Origin of the sequence: Nakamurella leprariae (assembly GCF_016918035.1) — a bacterium.
In the GTDB taxonomy this organism is placed as follows: Bacteria; Actinomycetota; Actinomycetes; order Mycobacteriales; family Nakamurellaceae; genus Nakamurella; species Nakamurella leprariae.
The window spans coordinates 267,328-284,881 of the sequence record NZ_JAERWK010000016.1 but is presented as its reverse complement, the minus strand read 5'-3'; the positions used below and the strand labels follow the sequence as shown (position 1 = coordinate 284,881).

The following is a 17,554-nucleotide window of genomic DNA, read 5'->3' as shown; positions in this document are numbered from 1 at the left end:
CACAACCAACGGTTGGGACATCACCATGATCCACCGGCTACCGGCGGACCGCGGCGCGGCCGAGGGTGGAGGCATGTCGATCACCGAGGGAACCCGCGTCCGGCCGGCCGCGGTCACCGCCGCCGCGGCCGGCCCGGTCGCGTCCGGGCTGGCCGGTCTGGTCCGTGGGGGGACGGCGCTGGCCCAGCTCACGCCGAACTGGTTCGCGGCGGTGATGGGCACCGGCATCGTGGCCAACGCGGCCGCCGTGCTGCCGGTCGGCGCCGGGATACACGACGTGATCCGTCCGGTCGCCATCGCCGTCTGGCTGCTGGCCACGGCGTTGCTCATCACGTTGGCCGCTGCGACGGCCGGACACTGGCGCTGGCACCGGGCCGCCGCCCGGGCCGCGATCGACCACCCGGTGATGGGCCAGTTCACCGGCGCGGCGCCGATGGCCGTGCTGACCGTCGGCGCCGGCACGGTGGCCTTCGGGTCGCCGCTGCTCGGCAGCACCGCGGCCGTGGCCGTCGGGGGCGCGCTGTGGCTCATCGGGACGCTGGCTGGACTGGCCACCTGCGTGCTGGTGCCGCTGCGCACGATGCTCCGGCCTGACGAGTCCCGCGGCACCCCGGTGCCGGCCTGGTTGATGCCGGTGGTGCCGCCCATGGTGTCGGCCAGCACCGCGGCCGCCCTGGTGCCCCACCTGCCCGCCGGACAGCTCCGGCTGACGCTGCTGCTGACCGGCTACGCCCTCTTCGGCATGACGCTGGTCGTCGGCCTGCTCACCGTGGGCCTGGTCTACGCCCGGTTGATGGGCCGTGGGGTGCTCGGCACGGTGGGCGCGGCGGCGGCGGTGCCGACCGTCTGGATCACGCTCGGGATGATCGGCCAGTCGGCCACCGCGGCGGTCCTGCTCGGCGCGCGGGCCGACGGGGTGCTGCCGAACGGGATGGCCGCCGGCGCCCATGCGTTCGGCCTGCTGTACGGGCTGGTCATCCTGGGGTTCGGCGCGTTCGTCTTCGCCCTCGCCGTCGGCGTGACGGTGCACACCGCCCGGACCGCGTTGCCGTTCTCGATGACCTGGTGGGCGTTCACCTTCCCGGTCGGTACCTGTGTCACCGGGGCGGCGGCGCTGGCCGGCACCACCGGGGCGACCGCGCTGGCCGCGCTGGCCGACGCGCTGTACGTCGGCCTGGTCGGGGCCTTGCTGCTGGTGGTGGCCCGGACGGCGCACGGCGTGGCGACCGGCCGGCTGCTGGGCGCGGTGTGACCGGTTCCGGTCGTCGCCGGACCGGTCTGCGGCCCGTCCGTCTCTACCATGGAGGCATGTCTTCCGACGGCCGTCGTGTCCTGCTCGCCCGTCCCCGTGGTTACTGCGCCGGGGTCGACCGTGCCGTGGTGACCGTGGAGCAGGCGCTGGACCGCTTCGGGGCGCCGGTGTACGTGCGCAAGCAGATCGTGCACAACAAGCACGTGGTGGCGAACCTGGAGGCGCGCGGCGCGATCTTCGTCGACGAGACGGACGAGGTCCCCGAGGGCGCACTCGTCGTCTTCTCCGCCCACGGGGTGTCCCCGGCGGTGCACCAGCAGGCCGCGGACCGGTCGCTGCGGGTGATCGACGCAACCTGCCCGCTGGTCACCAAGGTGCACAAGGAGGCCAAGCGCTACGCGGCCGAGGGCTACGACATCCTGCTCATCGGGCACACCGGCCACGAGGAGGTCGAGGGCACCCACGGTGAGGCGCCCGAGGCCATCCAGGTCATCAACGACGCCTCGGACGTCGACCGGGTGCAGGTCGCCGATCCGGACAAGGTGGTCTGGCTGTCCCAGACGACGCTGTCGGTCGACGAGACGCTGGACACGGTGGGCCTGCTCAAGCGCCGGTTCCCGCTGCTGACCCAGCCGCCCAGCGACGACATCTGCTACGCCACGCAGAACCGCCAGGAAGTGGTCAAGCAGATCGCCCCGGACTGCGACCTCGTCATCGTGGTGGGGTCGACGAACTCGTCGAACTCGGTGCGGCTGGTCGAGGTGGCGCTGGATGCGGGAGCCCGGTCGTCGTACCTGGTGGACGACGCCGGCGAGATCGACCCGGCCTGGCTGGACGGGGTGCGGACGGTGGGCGTGACCAGCGGGGCGTCGGTGCCGGACGACCTCGTCACCGGCGTCCTGGACTGGTTGGCCGAGCGCGGCTTCGGCGACGTCGAGGAGTTCACCGCGGCCACCGAGACGCTGACCTTCTCGCTGCCGCGCGAACTGCGCACGGTCGGCGCCCGCGCCTGAGGAACGGACCGCGCAGGGTGCGGTCCGGGGCCCGGTCGGTCAGGCCGGGTCGCGCGGCGCGAGGCGTCGCGAGGACGATCGGTTCGGCTGCGCCACGATCCGGATGACGCCGATGACCACGGCGGCGGCCGTCCCGACCAGCATGGTGGGGAAGCCGGCGACCACCCGCAGGGCGGTCGCGTACAGGCCGGTCTCGGCGAACACCGTGCTGCCCACCAGGATGGCCACGACCAGGACCAACGGCGGCTGCACCATCGCGGTGAACAACGAGTCCCGCCGGATGAGCAGGGCGGCCACCACGACGCCCGCGACGAAGCCGATCTGCAGTCCCCAGCCCAACGCACCGCTGGCCATGCCATCGACCGCGGCGCCCAGCAGCGAAGCGACCAGCGCGACGAGCACCGCGACCCACCAGTGGATGCCCGGCCGGGTGGTGACCGCGGAGGCGGCGGCCGCGACGGGCCGGGCGGTCGGCGGGTGAACACTCATCCCTCCACGGTAATGCCTGGTCCCCGCGACGGAGCCGTGTCGCCGACGGCGGTGTCCGGTGGCGCGGGGTCCGGCCACGGGTCGCCGAGCCCGGCGTCCCGGCCGGCCCGGTCGTGCGGGGGCCGGGGCCGGCGCGGCACCACGGTGAGCGGGACGACCTCCGGCAGCGGGGGCCCGGCCACCCCCAGGTCGGTGAACCGGCGGGCGGTGACCAGCACCCGGCTCTCGGTGGAGCCGACCAGGTCGTTGTAGGACTCGACGGCGCGGTGCAGTCCGGTGCCCATCCGGGTCAGGTGGCCGGTCAGCGTGCTCAGCCGGCGGTGGAGGTCGCGACCCAGCTCGTGGATCTGCGCCGCCGAGGCGGACAGGCGTTCCTGCCGCCAGGTGAAGGCGACCGTCCGCAGCAGCGCCATCAACGAGGTGGGCGTCGCGATCACCACCGATCGCTCGAACGCGTACTCCGCCAGCCCGGGGTCCCGGGTCATCGCCGCGTCCAGCAACGGCTCGCCCGGCACGAACATGACCACGAACTCCGGTGCCGCCTCGAAGCGTTCCCAGTACGCCTTGCCCGCCAGGGCGTCGACGTGGGCCCGCATCGCGCGGGCGTGCGCGGTCAGCAACGCCGCCTGGCGGGGCGGGTCGTCGGTGTCCAGGGCTTCCAGCCACGCGGCGAACGGCACCTTGGCGTCCACCGGGATGCAGCGGCCGCCGGACAGCCGGATGACCATGTCGGGCCGGACCCCGCGCCGCTCGTCGGCCGACCGCCCGCCGCCGGGTCGGTGCACCTGGGTGTCGAAGTCGCAGTGCTCGACCATCCCGGCCAGTTCGACGATGCGTTGCAACTGCACCTCGCCCCAGCGCCCGCGGACGGCCGGCGCCCGCAACGCCCCGGCCAGCGACCGGGTCTGCTGGCCCAGCTCGGTGGAGGTGCGCAGCAGCGCGGCGACCTGCTCACGCAGCCCGGCGTAGGCGCCGGCGCGGTCCCGCTCCACCTCGCGCAGGCGTTCCTCCACTCGGGCCAGCGCCTGCCCGGCGGGCGCGAGGACGGCGGCGACCTGGGTGACCGGGTCCGGCCGGTCGTCGCCGCGACCGGCCGTCCGGGACCGCCCCAGCAGGAGACCCAGCACCGTGCCGACCACCAGTCCGGCCAGCAGCAGCAGCGCCCCGACGAGCAGCGGCGAGGTCCCGGGGTCCGTCGTGGGCAGGCCCGGTTCGGCCAACCCGCCGGACAGCGCCGGCGGGGCGGGGGTCGTTCCGTCGATGAGTCGCACCAGGTCCACGCCGCGGAGCATGCCGGGGACCACCGACAAGTCCGGCCGTCCGCCCCGCCCCCGGCGCATCACCGCTGATCACCGGGGCGAGCTCACCGGCCCGGCGGCGGCCCGTCTGTATGCTCCGGGCGGGTCGGCCGGGTCGTCCCGTCAGGTCCGTCGCTCACCGGACCCGCGCCCGTCGAGTCCGCCGATCAGTGCCGCCGCCCACCCCGTCCGGTTCCGCCTCGTGGTCTGCGTTCCAGTCGCCTGCGCGCGCCGTGCCCGCGCCGGCTGGCCCCGGACCGACGGCGTCCTGCCCGCAAGGATCTCCTCGTGTCGAGTGATTTCATCGCGTCGGTCGACGACCCCACCGTCCTGCCCGGCGCGCTGCCCGGCCCGCCCGGTGGTCCGGGGCCGGGCGGCACCGAGACCCCGGCGGCGGGGCTGCACCACCGTCGTCCCGACGCCGGGCGCGGCCAGGGTCAGTGGGCGCTGGGCCATCGCGAGCCGCTGAACCCCAACGAGCGGGCCAAGCGGGACGACGACGGCCTGCACTGCCGGGCTCGGATCGAGTCGACGTACCGGCACACCGGCTTCGACGGCATCGATCCCACCGACCTGCGCAGCCGGTTCCGCTGGTGGGGGCTGTACACCCAGCGCGCTCCCGGCATCGACGGCGGCCGCACCGCGGTGCTGGCCCCCGAGGAGCTCGAGGACCGGTACTTCATGCTGCGGATCCGGGTGGACGGTGGCCTGCTGACGACCGAGCAGCTGCGCACCATCGGCACCGTGTCCTCCCGGTACGCCCGCGACTCCGCCGACCTGACCGACCGGCAGAACGTGCAGCTGCACTGGGTGCGGATCGAGGACGTCCCGGACATCTGGGCGGCCGTCGAAGGCGTCGGCCTGACCACCGCCGAGGCCTGCGGGGACACCCCGCGGGTCATCCTCGGCTCGCCGGTGGCCGGCATCGCCGCGGACGAGATCATCGACGGCACCCCCGCGATCCGGGAGATCGTGCGCCGGTTCGTGGGCACCGAGGAGTTCTCCAACCTGCCGCGCAAGTTCAAGACGGCGATCTCCGGGTCGCCCCGGCAGGACGTCGCGCACGAGATCCACGACGTGGCCTTCGTCGGCGTGGTGCACCCCGAGCACGGCCCGGGCTTCGATCTGTGGGTCGGCGGCGGACTGTCCACCAATCCGATGCTCGCGCAGCGGCTGGGAGCCTGGGTGCCGCTCAGCGAGGTGCCGGACGTGTGGGCCGGCGTCGTGTCGATCTTCCGGGACTTCGGCTACCGGCGGCTGCGCAACCGGGCCCGGCTGAAGTTCCTGGTCGCGGACTGGGGCGTGCGGCGGTTCCGGGAGGTGCTGGAGCAGGAGTACCTGCACCGGCCGTTGCTGGACGGGCCGGCCCCGGTCCCGGCCACCGGAGCCCGCGACCACGTCGGTGTCCACCCGCAGCGCGACGGGCGGTGGTACGTCGGCGTCAACCCCACGGTGGGCCGGGTTTCCGGGACCGTGCTGACCCGGCTGGCCGACCTGGCCGAGGCGCACGGCTCGGGACGGCTCCGCCTGACCAGCGACCAGGGACTGGTGCTGCTGGACATCGCCGCCGACAAGCTCGACTCGCTCACCGCCGGGCTGGCCGAGCTGGGGCTGTCCACCACGCCGTCGACGTTCCGGCGGAACATGATGGCCTGCACCGGGCTGGAGTTCTGCAAGCTGGCCATCGTCGAGACCAAGGCCCGGGGCATCGCGCTGGTCGACGAGCTGGAGTCCCGGCTCGGCGACCTGGACGTGCCGCTGACCATCAACCTCAACGGCTGCCCGAACGCCTGCGCCCGGACCCAGATCGCCGACATCGGGCTCAAGGGCATGATCGTCACCACGCCGGCGGGGGAGCAGGTCGAGGGCTTCCAGGTCCACCTCGGCGGCGGTCTCGGGCTGGACGCAGGGTTCGGGCGCAAGCTGCGCGGCCAGAAGCTGGCCGGCGACGACGTCGCCGACTACGTCGAGCGGGTGGTGCGGTCGTTCCAGGCGGAGCGGGAGCCGGGGGAGCGGTTCGCCCAGTGGGTGCAGCGCGCCGACGAGACGGCCCTGCGATGACCGAGCGATGACCGGGCGGCCGCGGTGACTGAGAACCGGGCTCCGGCCCAGTACTGCCCGTACTGCGGCGAGACCGACCTGTGGCCGCACGAGGCGTCGCACGGCGCGTGGCGGTGCCGCAGTTGCGGACGGGTGTTCGCGGTCCGGTTCATCGGGTTGGCTGGGGGTGGCGAGCCCGGTGCCGGCGCCCGACCCGCGGACGACGGGATCAGCTCGCCTGCTCCAGACGCCGGAGCAACCGGCTGACGTCCCCGCGCGAACACGGCTTGGGCAGGGTCTCGTCGGCAGCCGGGTGATCCTCCGGGTCGAGCATCGAGCAGATGACGATCCGGGTCCCGGCGTGCTGGGTGCGCAGCAACGGAATGAGTTGCCAACCGTCCAGCAGGCCACCGAGGATCAGGTCGACCACCGCGAGATCGACGATCACGCCGGAGGTCCGGGCCAGCGCCTCATCGGCGGACAGCGCAGCGATGACGGTGCGGTGCTCCCCACGGAACCAGATGCTCAGCAGTTCCAGCAGATCCGGGTCGTCCTCGACGATCAGCACCACCTCGTCGGGACCGCCATCGCACGCCGGCTCGCGGGGAGCACGCAGCGGGAACGACACGGGGACTCCAGTTCCGACCGGCTCACAGCGCCGAGCCCGACGACCGGACGCGCGCGATGGGCTGGGAGAGGCGGACCGCTGGTTGGGCCGATCCGGGGGCGTTGACTGCCCGCGCCGGGTCGGTCCAGTGTGCCGGGCCGCGGCGCTCCCCGGCCATCCCCGGACCGGGTGTCGCAGCAGCGCCGTCGACCCTTGCGTGGTCACTCCGCGTCACCTCGACGCGGGACGGGCGGTCCGCAGTGGACCGACCGGACCCGGTCCGGTTGCGCTGACCGAGGGTGCGCTCAGACCGGATCGGACAGGAAGGCCACGGCCGCGGCGGTGAGCCGGGCCGGGTCCTGCGCCCCGCACAGCTCCCGGACCGAGTGCATCGACAGCACCGGGATGCCGACGTCGACCGTGCGGATGCCCAGCCGGGTGGCCAGGATCGGCCCCACCGTCGACCCGCACGGCACCGTGTTGCGGGAGACGAACACCTGACTGGGCACGCCGGCCCGGGCGCACGCCCGGGTCCACGCGGCCGCCCCGGGGGCGTCGGTGGCGTACCGCTGCACCGCGTTGACCTTGAGCGCCGGACCGCCGTTGGGCAGGCACAGGTGCTCGGGCTCGTAGCGGTCCAGGTAGCCGGGGTGCACGGCGTGCGTGACGTCGACGGACAGGCACCGGGACTCGGCGAAGACCCCGGCGCGGACACCCGGAGCCTGGTCGCCGCCGGCCAACAGGGTGAGTACCGATCCCAGCAGCGGCCCGCCGGCGCCGGTGGCCGTGTCGCTGCCCACCTCCTCGTGGTCGAACGCGGCCAGCACCGAGATGGGGGCGTCCGGCTGCGGATCGGCCGCCCGCAGCTGCAGCAGCGCGTCGAGGCCGGCGTGCACGGACACCAGGTTGTCCAGCCGGCCGGCGGCGAACAGCTCCCGGTCGCGGCCGAGCAGCGCCGGCGGGCTCAGCTCCACGGTGATGAGGTCGTGCGCCGCGATGTCACCGGCGGCGACGCCCAGCTCGGCGGCCAGGAACTCGAGCAGGTCACCCGCGGCCACCCGGCCCAGACCCCACACCGGCGTCAGCTGCCGCTGCGGGTCCAGGGTCAGGCCCTGGTTGACGCTGCGGTCCAGGTGGATGGCCAACTGCGGCACCCGCAGCAGCGGTCGGTCCACGAACACCGGCAGCACCGTGCCGTCCCGCAGCACCACCCGGCCGGCCAGCCCCAGGTCCCGGTCCAGCCAGGAGTTCCAGAGCGCGCCGCCGTAGACCTCGACGCCGAGCTGTCGCCACCCCGCGACGCCGGTGTCCGGGTGCGGCTTGATGCGCAGTGCGGGAGAGTCGGTGTGCGCGGCGAAGATCCGCAGCGGCGCGCCCGCGGTGGCGCCCGCGGGCACCACCCAGGCGATGAGGGCCCCGTCGCGGACCAGCCAGTGACCGCCGGGTCGCAGCGGGTCGTCGCCCGGCGCGCCCGGTCGGGGCCAGCGGTGTTCGGTGAAGCCCTCGGCCCGCAGCCGGGTCGCCGCTTCGGCGACCGCGTGGAACGGCCCGGGCGAGGCCCGCAGGAAGGCGGCCAGGTCGGCCAGACCGGCGCGCTCGAGGTCGTCCTGGCCGGCGGCGGGGGCGGTCGTCATGCGGCGATCCTGGCAGAGCGGTCGGACGCGACCGCGACCTCGGGCGGTCCGGGAGCCGGCGACCGGGGACACTGGGGCGATGACGCAGCGTTCGGAGGTCACCGGGGCCGCGGGCCCGACCCGGTGGGACACCACCATGACCGGGCCGTCCTGGCAGGCCTACGTGGACCGGTTCGGCCGGGCCTTCGAACGGGGCGACGATCTGGAGGGCGAGGCCCGCTTCGTCGATGCGCTGGCGCCGCGGGGCGCGGCCGTGCTGGACGCCGGCTGCGGCACCGGCCGGATCGCCGCCGCGCTGCACCGGGCCGGCCACCGGGCCCTGGGCATCGACCGGGACGCCGGGCAACTGGCGGTGGGACGGGGGCGGTACCCGGGCGTCCCGCTGCTCGAGCTCGACCTGCTCGACGTGACCCCCGCCGCGTTGCGCGCGGCGGGGCCCCCGAGGCCTTCGACGTGATCGCGCTGCCCGGCAACGTGCTGGTCTTCCAGGCTCCCGGCACCGAGCGGGCCGTGCTGGCCCGGCTGACCGCGGTGCTCGCCGCGGGCGGTCGGCTCGTCGCCGGCTTCGCGACCGACCGGGAGTACCGCCTGGACGACTTCGACCGGGACGCCGCGGCGGCCGGCCTGACGCTGGAGCACCGGTTCGCCACCTGGCACCTGGATCCGTGGCCGGACGACCCCGGCCCGATCCCGGGCTGGGCGGTGAGCGTGCTGCGACGCACCCCGCCGGCCGACGTGCAGGACGGCACCGGACCCGGGACCGACGGCGCGGCGGTGACCGCATGACCGGGCCGGGATCGCCGCTGCCGCCGGTCCGGGTCGGTCTGGTCGGCGCGGGGCCGTGGGCCCAGCAGTTCTGGGCGCCGACGCTGGCCACCGGGCCGCGGACCCGGCTGACCGCCGTGTGGGCCCGCCGCTCGGAGGCGGCGACAGCGCTGGCCGACCGGTACCAGGCCAAGGCGTGCGCCTCGCTGGACGAACTGTTCGGCCGGTGCGAGGCGGTCGCCTTCGCGGTGCCGCCGGACGTGCAACCCGACCTGGCCGTGCGTGCGGCCGCCGCCGGGCGACACCTGTTGCTGGACAAGCCGTTGGGGCTGACCCTGGAGCAGGCCGATCGGGTCGCCGATGCCGTCAGGGTCGCCGGCGTGATCAGCGTGCTGAACCTGACCAACCGGTTCTCCCCGCTGGTGCGGGATTTCCTGGCCCGGGTCGCGCCGGCCGGTCCGGTGGCCGGGCAGGCCGTCTTCATCTCGTCGGCGGCCCGGGAGGGCGGGATGTTCGCGACGCCGTGGCGGCAGCAGCACGGGGCGCTGCCCGATCTGGCGCCGCACGTGCTCGACCTGCTGGACGCCGGGGTGGGGCGGATCGAACAGGTCCGCCGGGCCCCGACCCCACAGGTCGAACGGAAGCACGGCGGTGGCCGGACCGACTGGGTGGTGCTGGACGTGACCCACCGGGGCGGCGCGGTCAGCCAGGCCATCCTGTCCATCACCGCGCCGGTCGAGGGCATGACGTTCCGCACCTCGGTGCTGACCGCCGGCGGCGAGGTCACCCTCACCGACCCGGTGGCCGGCGACGACCCGGCCGCCCGTCGGGCGCTGACCGCGGAGTTCGCGGCGGCGGTGCGCACCGGCCGGCCGCATCCGCTGGACGCGGAACGGGGCCGGTACCTGGCCCGATTGACCGAGCAGGCCGTCACCGGCACCTAGACTCAAGGCCCGTGACGCTCACCCTCGGCATCGTCGGCCTGCCCAACGTCGGCAAGTCGACCCTGTTCAACGCCCTGACCAAGGCCGACGTGCTGGCCGCGAACTATCCGTTCGCCACCATCGAGCCCAACGTCGGCGTGGTGCCGCTGCCGGATCCGCGGCTGGACCGGTTGGCCCAGCTGTTCTCATCGGTCAAGACGGTGCCGGCCACGGTGTCCTTCGTGGACATCGCCGGCATCGTCAAGGGCGCGTCCGAGGGGGCCGGGTTGGGCAACAAGTTCCTGGCCAACATCCGCGAGGCGGACGCCATCTGCCAGGTCGTCCGGGTCTTCGCCGACGACGACGTGGTGCACGTCGACGGCAAGGTCGACCCGCTGGCCGACGTCGAGACGATCAACACCGAGCTGATCCTGGCCGACCTGCAGACGCTGGAGAAGGCGGTGCCGCGGCTGGAGAAGGAGGCCCGCAACGCCAAGGACCGCAAGCCGGTGCTGGACGCGGCCAAGGCCGCGCAGGTGCTGCTGGACTCCGGCCGGACGCTGTTCTCCGCGCCGAAGACCGGGTCGGACGCGATCGATCTCGGCCTGCTGCGCGAACTGTCGCTGATGACGACCAAGCCATTCCTGTACGTCTTCAACGCCGACGAGAGCGTGCTGACCGACGACGACAAGCGGGCCGAGCTGACCGCTGCCGTGGCCCCGGCCGACGCGGTGTTCCTGGACGCCAAGGTCGAGTTCGAGCTGCTGGAGCTGGACGAGGAGTCGGCGCTGGAGCTGCTGGAGTCGGTCGGCCAGGCCGAGCCGGGCCTGCATGCGCTGGCCCGCGCCGGCTTCCACACCCTGGGGCTGCAGACGTACCTGACCGCCGGCCCCAAGGAGGCGCGGGCCTGGACGATCAAGCAGGGCGCCACCGCCCCGCAGGCCGCCGGCGTCATCCACACCGACTTCGAGCGCGGCTTCATCAAGGCCGAGATCGTCGGCTACGAGGACCTTCTCGAGGCCGGATCGGTCGCCGCCGCCCGGGCCGCCGGCAAGGTGCGCATGGAGGGCAAGGACTACGTCATGCAGGACGGCGACGTGGTGGAGTTCCGCTTCAACGTCTGATCCACGGCTGGGCTCGCACGGTGCCGCGTGCGGTCATCCGGCGCGGCGCACCATCTCAGCGATCCACACGGGCGCGTAGGGCGAGGTGCAGTTCGGCGCAGTCGGGTAGTCCTTGAGGACCTCGAGTCGCTCACCGATGTCGATCGCCCGAGCCCGGTGCCGGGCGTGCGAGATGCCGATCTGGGCCAGGCAGTGGTTCATCGCCCACTGCAGTCGGTCCGGGGCGTCCTTCATCTCGGCCTCGATGACGTCGAGCAGCTCCGTGACATCGAGGCCCTCGGGTCGCCTGGCCACCCGTTCCGTGGTCATCGCCCACCCTGCGCTCGCGACCCCCGCGTCCGGATCCGTCAGCCAGGCCAGCCGCAGTGCTTCGGCGTGCGGACTCTTCCTGACCACGGAGCCCACCAGCCAGTCGTGCACTTTGGGCGTACGCGCGGCGCGGAGCATGCCGTCCAGTTCGTCTCGATCGAACTGTTTCGGCCGGCAGACCAGGACGGCCAGGAGCTTGGCTGCGCTGTCGTCGGTCGCCCACAACTCGCGAGCCAGGTCAGGTTGCGTCTTCAGGCGCTTGGCCACGGCCCGCAGGTGGCCCAGATTCACCGCGTGGTCGTCGCCGTGCCTGGCGTTCACCTCGCGGATCCTCGGGTCTTCCAGGGTGGCCAACTCGGCCAGCACCTCGTCGATGGGCGTTCCAGCGGTCGTCGTTCCGGCCACATCAGCTCCCAGTCGGTCCCGTGTGCCCGCAGCGTAGGTCAGGCCCGTTCCGGCGGTCGGTCGGGTGGCGTCACAGCCCGTTCGCCGCGGCCGCCCGAGCAATCCCGGCAGCACCGCCTCTTCGTTGCGCCGCCCGCAGCGGCGGCCATCGGCAGGAAGTGGCCCAGCAGCGGCGAGGTCGTGGCCAGGATCCTCAGCGGGTGCCCCCCGGGCGGACCCGGCCCTGGGCGGGAACCCGGGCAGGCCCGTCGAGCAGCACCCTGGCCAGCTCGGGTGGGCGCGGCGACGCGGTGCAGTCCCGGACGGCTCAGGCCGGGTCCGCCGCCGTCACTCGGCGCGCCCGGGCGCGCATCCCCACCTGGTGGATGAGCAGCGCGATCAGCAGTGCGGCGCATCCGACGGCCCCGATGGCCAGGGCCGTGTCGATCCCGGTGCCGGACGGGTGCAGGTCGGGGGCCATGTTGGCGGCCAGCACCGCGCCGGAGATCGCGCTGCCGAAGGATCCGCCGACCGTGCGCAGCACCTGGTTGAAACTGACGGCGCTCCCGAGTTCCTCGCTGGCCACGCTGCGGGCGATCAGCCCGGGCATGGCGGCGTACGTGCTGCCGAGGCCGATACCCAGCAACAGCGTGGCGATCAGGATCTCCGCGAGTGTGTCGTGGGCGAACAGCAGGAGCACGGTCGAGACGGTGACCAGCGCGGCACCGGTGGGCAGCAGGGTGGTGGGGTGGATCCGCCCGGCGAACCGGTGCACCAGTCGGTTGGCGCCGAAACTGCCGACGGACAGCGGGAACATCACGAAGCCGGCCCAGAGCACCGGCAGGGCGATGCCGTAGCCGGTCTCGCTCGGCGCCTGGGCGATCAGGCTGCCGATCGACAGACCCATGTACATCACGGTGCCCAGGCCGATGGCGGTGGCGTTGGCCAGTAGTGCGTCGCCGTGCCGCAGCACCCGCAGGTTGACCAGCGGGTGCCGCACCCGCAGCTCCACCAGCACCCACGCGGTCAGCAGGAGACCGACGGCCACCGTGGTGCCGATGATGGCGGGGGAATCCCAGCCCCAGTTGGGTCCCTCGCTGACCGCGACCAGCAGGCCGCCGAGCCCGAGGGCGAGCAGCGTCGCGCCGGTGCCGTCGAACGACGTGCGCGGCGCTCGCTCGTCGGGCCCGGCCGGCACGGCGCGGAGCACCACCGCGATGGCCGACGTCACGAAGAGTGCGGCGAACCAGAACGCCATCCGGTAGTCGAGCAGCCCGGCGATGATGCCGGTGAGCGGGTAGCCGATGCCGATCCCGGTGGCGACCGTCACCGACAGGCTCGAGATGCCGGACGCCGCCGTCGCCTCGGGCAGGTAGCGCCGCGCGAGGGCGATCGTCACCGGCACGATGCCGTACGTCAGCCCCTGCAGCGCGCGACCGATCAGGAACACGGTGAAGTTCGGCGCCAGGGCTGCGGTGACGGATCCGACCAGGATGATCGACAGGGAGACCACGAGGAGCCGCTTCTTGTGCGGCCCGTCGCTCAGTCGCCCCATGACCGGAGTGGCGACCGCACCCACCAGCAGGTTGACCGTGAGCATCCACTGGGCGGCGCTCACCGGGACGTCGAGCTCCTGGGAGATGGTCGGCACCAGCAGCATGCCGAGCGAACTGACCACTGCGGTGGACAGGGCGGCCCAGACCAGGACGGGCAGCAAACGGGCGCTCGCGGTGCGGTCGATCAGCCGATCAGTCATCCGATCGCTCCGCGGTGATGGTCTCGAGCACCGCGGAAGCTTACCGCGGCTAATGAAGTTGGGCGAGCGTCTGGGCAGTGACGAGCGCGACCGACCCGGTGTCGGACCGGCGTGCGACGATCTCCGGCGTTCATCGACGAACCGACACGCACGTAGGTGGGAGCGGACATGCAGGCGTTGCTGGAGCAGGCGCGGGTACTGGGCGAGCGGCTCAAGGAGCGGGGCGAGACGATCGCCATCGCCGAGACGTCCTCGGGCGGGCTCATCTCGGCGACGCTGCTGGCCGTGCCCGGGGCCTCCGCCTACTACCTGGGCGGCGGCGTGCTCTACACGATGCCGGCCCGCGCCACCCTGTTGGGCATCTCCAACTTCTCGGTCAAGCACACCCGCTCGTCCAGCGAGCCGTACGCGCAGATCCTGGCGGCCACGGTCAGAGAGCGGCTGGGCGCCACCTGGGGCCTGTCGGAGACCGGGGCGGCCGGTCCGGTCGGCAACCCGTACGGCGACGCCGCCGGCCACACCTGCGTGGCGCTGGCCGGTCCGGTCGAGGCGGTCACCACGCTGGAGACCGGCGAGCAGGACCGGTGGGCGAACATGCAGGCCTTCGCCGCGGCCGCGTTCCGGCTGCTCGACGAGGCCACCGCGGGCTGAGCCGGGGCGATCCGCGGAAGGTTCCGGCGGTTCGAGCGGCGGCGCGCGTCACCCTCCCCGATCGTTGAGTCTGAGCCGGACGGCTCTGTAACATTCGGTAGTCGACGCTCGACAGAGGGTAGTGCGGGCTGACGTCGCTCGAGGGGTGCGTCGTCACCGCCGCACGGCTGGGAGCATCGGGTCGGCCGGGACCGCCGCGGTCCCGGCTGGCCCCCGCCGCGGTCGTCCGCGCGCCTCGACCTGGGACCGTCCGTCGGACGGTCACGCAGCGAGTCGGAGGAACGGGTGGACCAGCAGGCGGTTCCGGGGCCGTCGCACGAGCCGCACGACCCCGGGCTGGGCAGCCGGCTGAACTGGCTCCGGGCCGGTGTGCTCGGCGCCAACGACGGCATCGTGTCCACCGCCGCGATCATCCTGGGCTTCTCCGGCGCCACCGACGACCGCGCCGCCGTGCTCACCGCGGGGTGCGTCGGCCTGCTGGCCGGCGCGATGTCCATGGCCGTCGGTGAGTACGTGTCCGTGTCGACGCAGCGGGACGCCGAGAAGGCCGCCCTGGCGATGGAGCGGCGGGAACTGGCCGAGGACCCGCAGGGCGAGCTCGCCGAGCTGGCCGGGTTCTACCGGGCCAAGGGGCTGGACCCCGACCTCGCGCACCGGGTCGCCGAGCAGCTCAGCGAGCGGGACGCGCTGGCCGCCCACGCCGAGATGGAGTTCGGCGTCGACCCCGACGAGCTGACCGATCCGTACCAGGCCGCCGGGGCCAGCTTCCTGTCGTTCGTGGTCGGGGCGCTGGTGCCGCTGCTGGCCGTGGTGCTCTCGCCGGCGCACTGGATGACCGCGGTGGCCGTGGCCGTCGCGCTCGCCGTCACCGGCACCGTCAGTGCCCGGCTGGGCCGGGCCCCGGTGGCGCGCGCGGTGATCCGCAACGTGCTGGGCGGCGTGGTCGCCATGGCCGTCACCTATCTGCTCGGTGGCCTCGTCGGCACCGTGACCGGCTGACCCCGCCCGTAGGATCGCGGACCGTGACGGAAGCGGGACGGCGGTCGGAGCGCCGCGGCGCGGCTCGACTGCTGGACCGGTTCCTGGGGTCCCCGGGCCCCTGGGTGCTGCTGGCCGCGACGCTGGTGCTGCACGTGGTGGCCACCGTGGCCGGGGCCGACCCGTTCGCGATGGTGGACCTGGAGGTCTACGTCGAGGGCAGCCGGCACCTGGGCGACGGGCTGTACGACTTCGTGACGCTGCCGCTGGAGCTGCCGTTCACCTACCCGCCGTTCTCGGCCATGCTCTTCCTGCCGCTGGGCTGGCTGCCGTGGACCGTGACCCGGGTGCTCTGGCAGGTGGCGTCGTTCGCCGCGCTGGCCGCCATCGTCTTCCTCAGTCTCAAGCTGCTCGGCCGGGCCGGACGCGGGGCGACCCGACCGGTGCCGCACGTCCGGGGCGTGGTGGTCACCGGCACCGCGGTGGGCCTGTGGCTGGAACCGGTGCGGACGACCTTCAACTACGGGCAGATCAACCTGTTCCTGGTCGCCCTGCTGCTGGCCGGCGCGGCCGCCGTCGGGCCTCGCCGCGAGCTGTGGGCCGGGTTCACGGTCGGCCTGGCCGCCGGCATCAAGCTGACCCCGGCGATCACCGGGCTGTTCTACCTGGTCCAGCGGCGGTGGTCGGCCGTGCTGTGGTCCGTGGCCGCCTTCGCGGTCACGGTTCTGATCGCCGTGGCCGTGCTGCCCAGCCAGACCTGGCGGTACTGGACCGAGCTCATCTTCGATCCCGGCCGCACCGGGCCGGTGTGGTCGGCCATCAACCAGTCGCTGCGCGGGGCGCTGGCCCGGCTGGCCGGGCACGACGTGTCCACGGCCTGGTACCTGGCCGTCCTGCTGGCCGTCGCGCTCGGCGTCACCGCGACCGTGCTGACCGCCCGGGCGGGTGACCGGGCGGCGGCGCTGCTGGCCGTGCAACTGACCGGCCTGCTGGTGTCACCGATCTCCTGGAGCCACCACTGGGTGTGGGTGGTGCCGCTGCTGCTGTGGTGCCTGCTCGGGCCGTCCTCGCGGCTGCCCGCGGTCCGGGTGCTGGCCGGGCTGTGGCTGGCCGGCACGCTCAGCTATGTGGTCAGCCTGCTCATCGCCCGTCAGGACCCGGACCAGCCGGCCACCCGGCCCGGATGGGAGTCCTGGCTGGGAACCGTCTATCCGGTGCTCGGCCTGCTCACCCTGGCACTGCTGCTCGTCCTGGGGTTGCGCGCCGGCCGCGCCGCCACCGCGGTGCCCGGTCCGGCCGGAGCGAGACGGTGAGGCGGCCCGGCTGGGACGTGCAGGAGGCCGTCACCCTGACGATGGACGCCCCGCCCGGCGCGATCCGCCGCACGCTGTGGTCCGGCGAGGTGTGGGTGCGCGCGGCCCGGGTGATGGACGGCCGGCTGGAGATCGCCGGGCTGGGCGCCGAGCCGCGCCGGACCATCCGGCCGCCGGACCTGATGCGGGTCCGGCGTGCGGGTGCGTTGGCCGGCCTGCTGCCGGGCCGCTCACTGCTGCTGCGGGTGTCCCGCGACGACCGGCCGGACGGCGGACTGCCCCGGCTGGAGCAGGTGACGACACCGGGTCGGGCGCTGACGGTCTCGTTCGACGTCGACGACACCGGCGACGAGGTCGGCTCAGCGGCGTCGACCGCGGTCACCGTGCGGTTCGCCGCCCGGGTGACCGATCCGGTCGCGGCCCGGCGGCTGCGGCCCCGGCTGCGCCGGGTCGGCGAGATCCTGCTCGGGGTGACCGCGCTGGTGGCGCGGCAGCCGGTCGTGGTGGTGGCCGGAGCCGTCCTGGACGGCGGCGGGCGGGTGCTGGCCGCGCGGCGCTGCTACCCGGCCGGCGCCGCGGGACGCTGGGAACTGCCCGGCGGCAAGGTCGAGCCGGGGGAGACCGAACCGCGTGCCCTGGCCCGCGAGCTGCAGGAGGAGCTGGGCGCCACCGTGGTGGTCGGTGACCGGCTCGGACCGGAGGTGCCGCTGCCCGACGGGGTGGTGCTGCGCTGTTGGCTGGCCGCGGTCGAGCACGGCGACCCGCAGCCGCACGAGCACGCCGAACTGCGCTGGCTCGACGCCACCTCGCTCGAGTCGGTGGCCTGGCTGGACAGCGACCGCGCCCTGCTGCCGGCGCTGCGGGACCTGCTGAGCTGAGCGGGGCCGGTTCGGCCCCGGCGAACCCGGCGACCGCGGACCCGCGCTCACACTCCGATCTCGCGGCGTCGCGGACGGTGCGCGATCCGGTTCTGCCGTGTCGATCGGCCGAGGATGGAAACCAGCACGAGGAAACCTGC

The 17,554-nt window shown here is 74.0% G+C and carries 15 protein-coding genes and 1 pseudogene; 10 read left to right on the top strand and 6 right to left on the bottom strand.

Features of this window, described 5'->3' with window-relative positions; genetic code table 11:
* Positions 1-73: 73 nt before the first annotated feature.
* Complete coding sequence (locus JL106_RS13580) at positions 74-1,252, top strand: SLAC1 family transporter (protein WP_205261241.1); 1,179 nt, start codon at positions 74-76, stop codon at positions 1,250-1,252.
* 56 nt (positions 1,253-1,308) lie between these two features.
* The gene (locus JL106_RS13575; protein ID WP_205261240.1) at positions 1,309-2,265 is read left to right on the top strand and encodes a 4-hydroxy-3-methylbut-2-enyl diphosphate reductase; all 957 of its coding nucleotides are present in this window, start codon (positions 1,309-1,311) and stop codon (positions 2,263-2,265) included.
* 39 nt (positions 2,266-2,304) lie between these two features.
* On the opposite strand, the gene JL106_RS13570 is transcribed toward JL106_RS13575, so the two are convergent.
* Both JL106_RS13570 and JL106_RS13565 read right to left on the bottom strand, forming a co-directional pair.
* Complete coding sequence (locus JL106_RS13570; RefSeq protein WP_205261239.1) at positions 2,305-2,754, bottom strand: DUF6542 domain-containing protein; 450 nt, start codon at positions 2,752-2,754, stop codon at positions 2,305-2,307.
* A complete protein-coding gene (locus tag JL106_RS13565) occupies positions 2,751-4,034 on the bottom strand; it encodes a DNA recombination protein RmuC (RefSeq protein ID WP_328842346.1) in 1,284 nt (427 codons plus the stop codon). Before JL106_RS13565 ends, JL106_RS13570 begins: the two co-directional genes overlap by 4 nt.
* Positions 4,035-4,451: 417 nt before the next feature.
* Here JL106_RS13565 and JL106_RS13560 point away from each other — a divergent pair, with 417 nt between their 5' ends.
* Entirely contained in the window at positions 4,452-6,113 is a 1,662-nt protein-coding gene (locus tag JL106_RS13560; protein ID WP_205261287.1) for a nitrite/sulfite reductase, read from the top strand.
* Between the two features lie 208 nt (positions 6,114-6,321).
* Here the strand turns inward: JL106_RS13560 and JL106_RS13555 are convergent, their stop codons facing one another.
* Positions 6,322-6,720 carry a response regulator gene (locus JL106_RS13555; protein ID WP_205261238.1) on the bottom strand — a complete coding sequence of 133 codons (399 nt, stop codon included), beginning with the start codon at positions 6,718-6,720 and terminating at the stop codon, positions 6,322-6,324.
* Between the two features lie 284 nt (positions 6,721-7,004).
* On the bottom strand, positions 7,005-8,333 hold the full coding sequence (locus JL106_RS13550) for a M18 family aminopeptidase (RefSeq protein ID WP_205261237.1): 1,329 nt from the start codon (positions 8,331-8,333) through the stop codon (positions 7,005-7,007).
* A 79-nt stretch (positions 8,334-8,412) separates the two neighbouring features.
* Here JL106_RS13550 and JL106_RS22560 point away from each other — a divergent pair.
* From JL106_RS22560 to ychF, 3 genes and pseudogenes are all read left to right on the top strand, one after another.
* Positions 8,413-9,119: pseudogene (locus JL106_RS22560) on the top strand (class I SAM-dependent methyltransferase).
* Positions 9,116-10,042 (top strand): Gfo/Idh/MocA family protein, encoded by a 927-nt coding sequence (locus tag JL106_RS13535; RefSeq protein ID WP_205261234.1) that lies wholly within the window; start codon positions 9,116-9,118, stop codon positions 10,040-10,042. The pseudogene JL106_RS22560 and the gene JL106_RS13535 overlap by 4 nt, the downstream one beginning before the upstream one ends.
* Positions 10,043-10,053: 11 nt before the next feature.
* Positions 10,054-11,145, top strand: a complete 1,092-nt coding sequence (gene ychF, locus JL106_RS13530; RefSeq protein ID WP_205261233.1) for a redox-regulated ATPase YchF — start codon at positions 10,054-10,056, stop codon at positions 11,143-11,145.
* A gap of 33 nt (positions 11,146-11,178) precedes the next feature.
* Here ychF and JL106_RS13525 read toward each other — a convergent pair whose 3' ends face one another.
* Both JL106_RS13525 and JL106_RS13520 read right to left on the bottom strand, forming a co-directional pair.
* The gene (locus tag JL106_RS13525) at positions 11,179-11,859 is read right to left on the bottom strand and encodes a DNA alkylation repair protein (RefSeq protein WP_205261232.1); all 681 of its coding nucleotides are present in this window, start codon (positions 11,857-11,859) and stop codon (positions 11,179-11,181) included.
* A 307-nt stretch (positions 11,860-12,166) separates the two neighbouring features.
* Positions 12,167-13,594 carry an MFS transporter gene (locus JL106_RS13520; protein WP_205261231.1) on the bottom strand — a complete coding sequence of 476 codons (1,428 nt, stop codon included), beginning with the start codon at positions 13,592-13,594 and terminating at the stop codon, positions 12,167-12,169.
* A 168-nt stretch (positions 13,595-13,762) separates the two neighbouring features.
* Between JL106_RS13520 and JL106_RS13515 the strand changes: the two genes are divergently transcribed.
* From JL106_RS13515 to JL106_RS13500, 4 genes are all read left to right on the top strand, one after another.
* Positions 13,763-14,245, top strand: a complete 483-nt coding sequence (locus tag JL106_RS13515; RefSeq protein ID WP_205261230.1) for a CinA family protein — start codon at positions 13,763-13,765, stop codon at positions 14,243-14,245.
* Between the two features lie 285 nt (positions 14,246-14,530).
* Positions 14,531-15,244, top strand: a complete 714-nt coding sequence (locus tag JL106_RS13510; protein WP_205261229.1) for a VIT1/CCC1 transporter family protein — start codon at positions 14,531-14,533, stop codon at positions 15,242-15,244.
* 23 nt (positions 15,245-15,267) lie between these two features.
* Positions 15,268-16,536 (top strand): mannosyltransferase, encoded by a 1,269-nt coding sequence (locus JL106_RS13505; protein WP_205261228.1) that lies wholly within the window; start codon positions 15,268-15,270, stop codon positions 16,534-16,536.
* Positions 16,533-17,414: a (deoxy)nucleoside triphosphate pyrophosphohydrolase gene (locus tag JL106_RS13500; RefSeq protein ID WP_328842338.1), complete on the top strand. Its 882-nt coding sequence runs from the start codon at positions 16,533-16,535 to the stop codon at positions 17,412-17,414. Before JL106_RS13505 ends, JL106_RS13500 begins: the two co-directional genes overlap by 4 nt.
* Positions 17,415-17,554 lie beyond the last annotated feature (140 nt).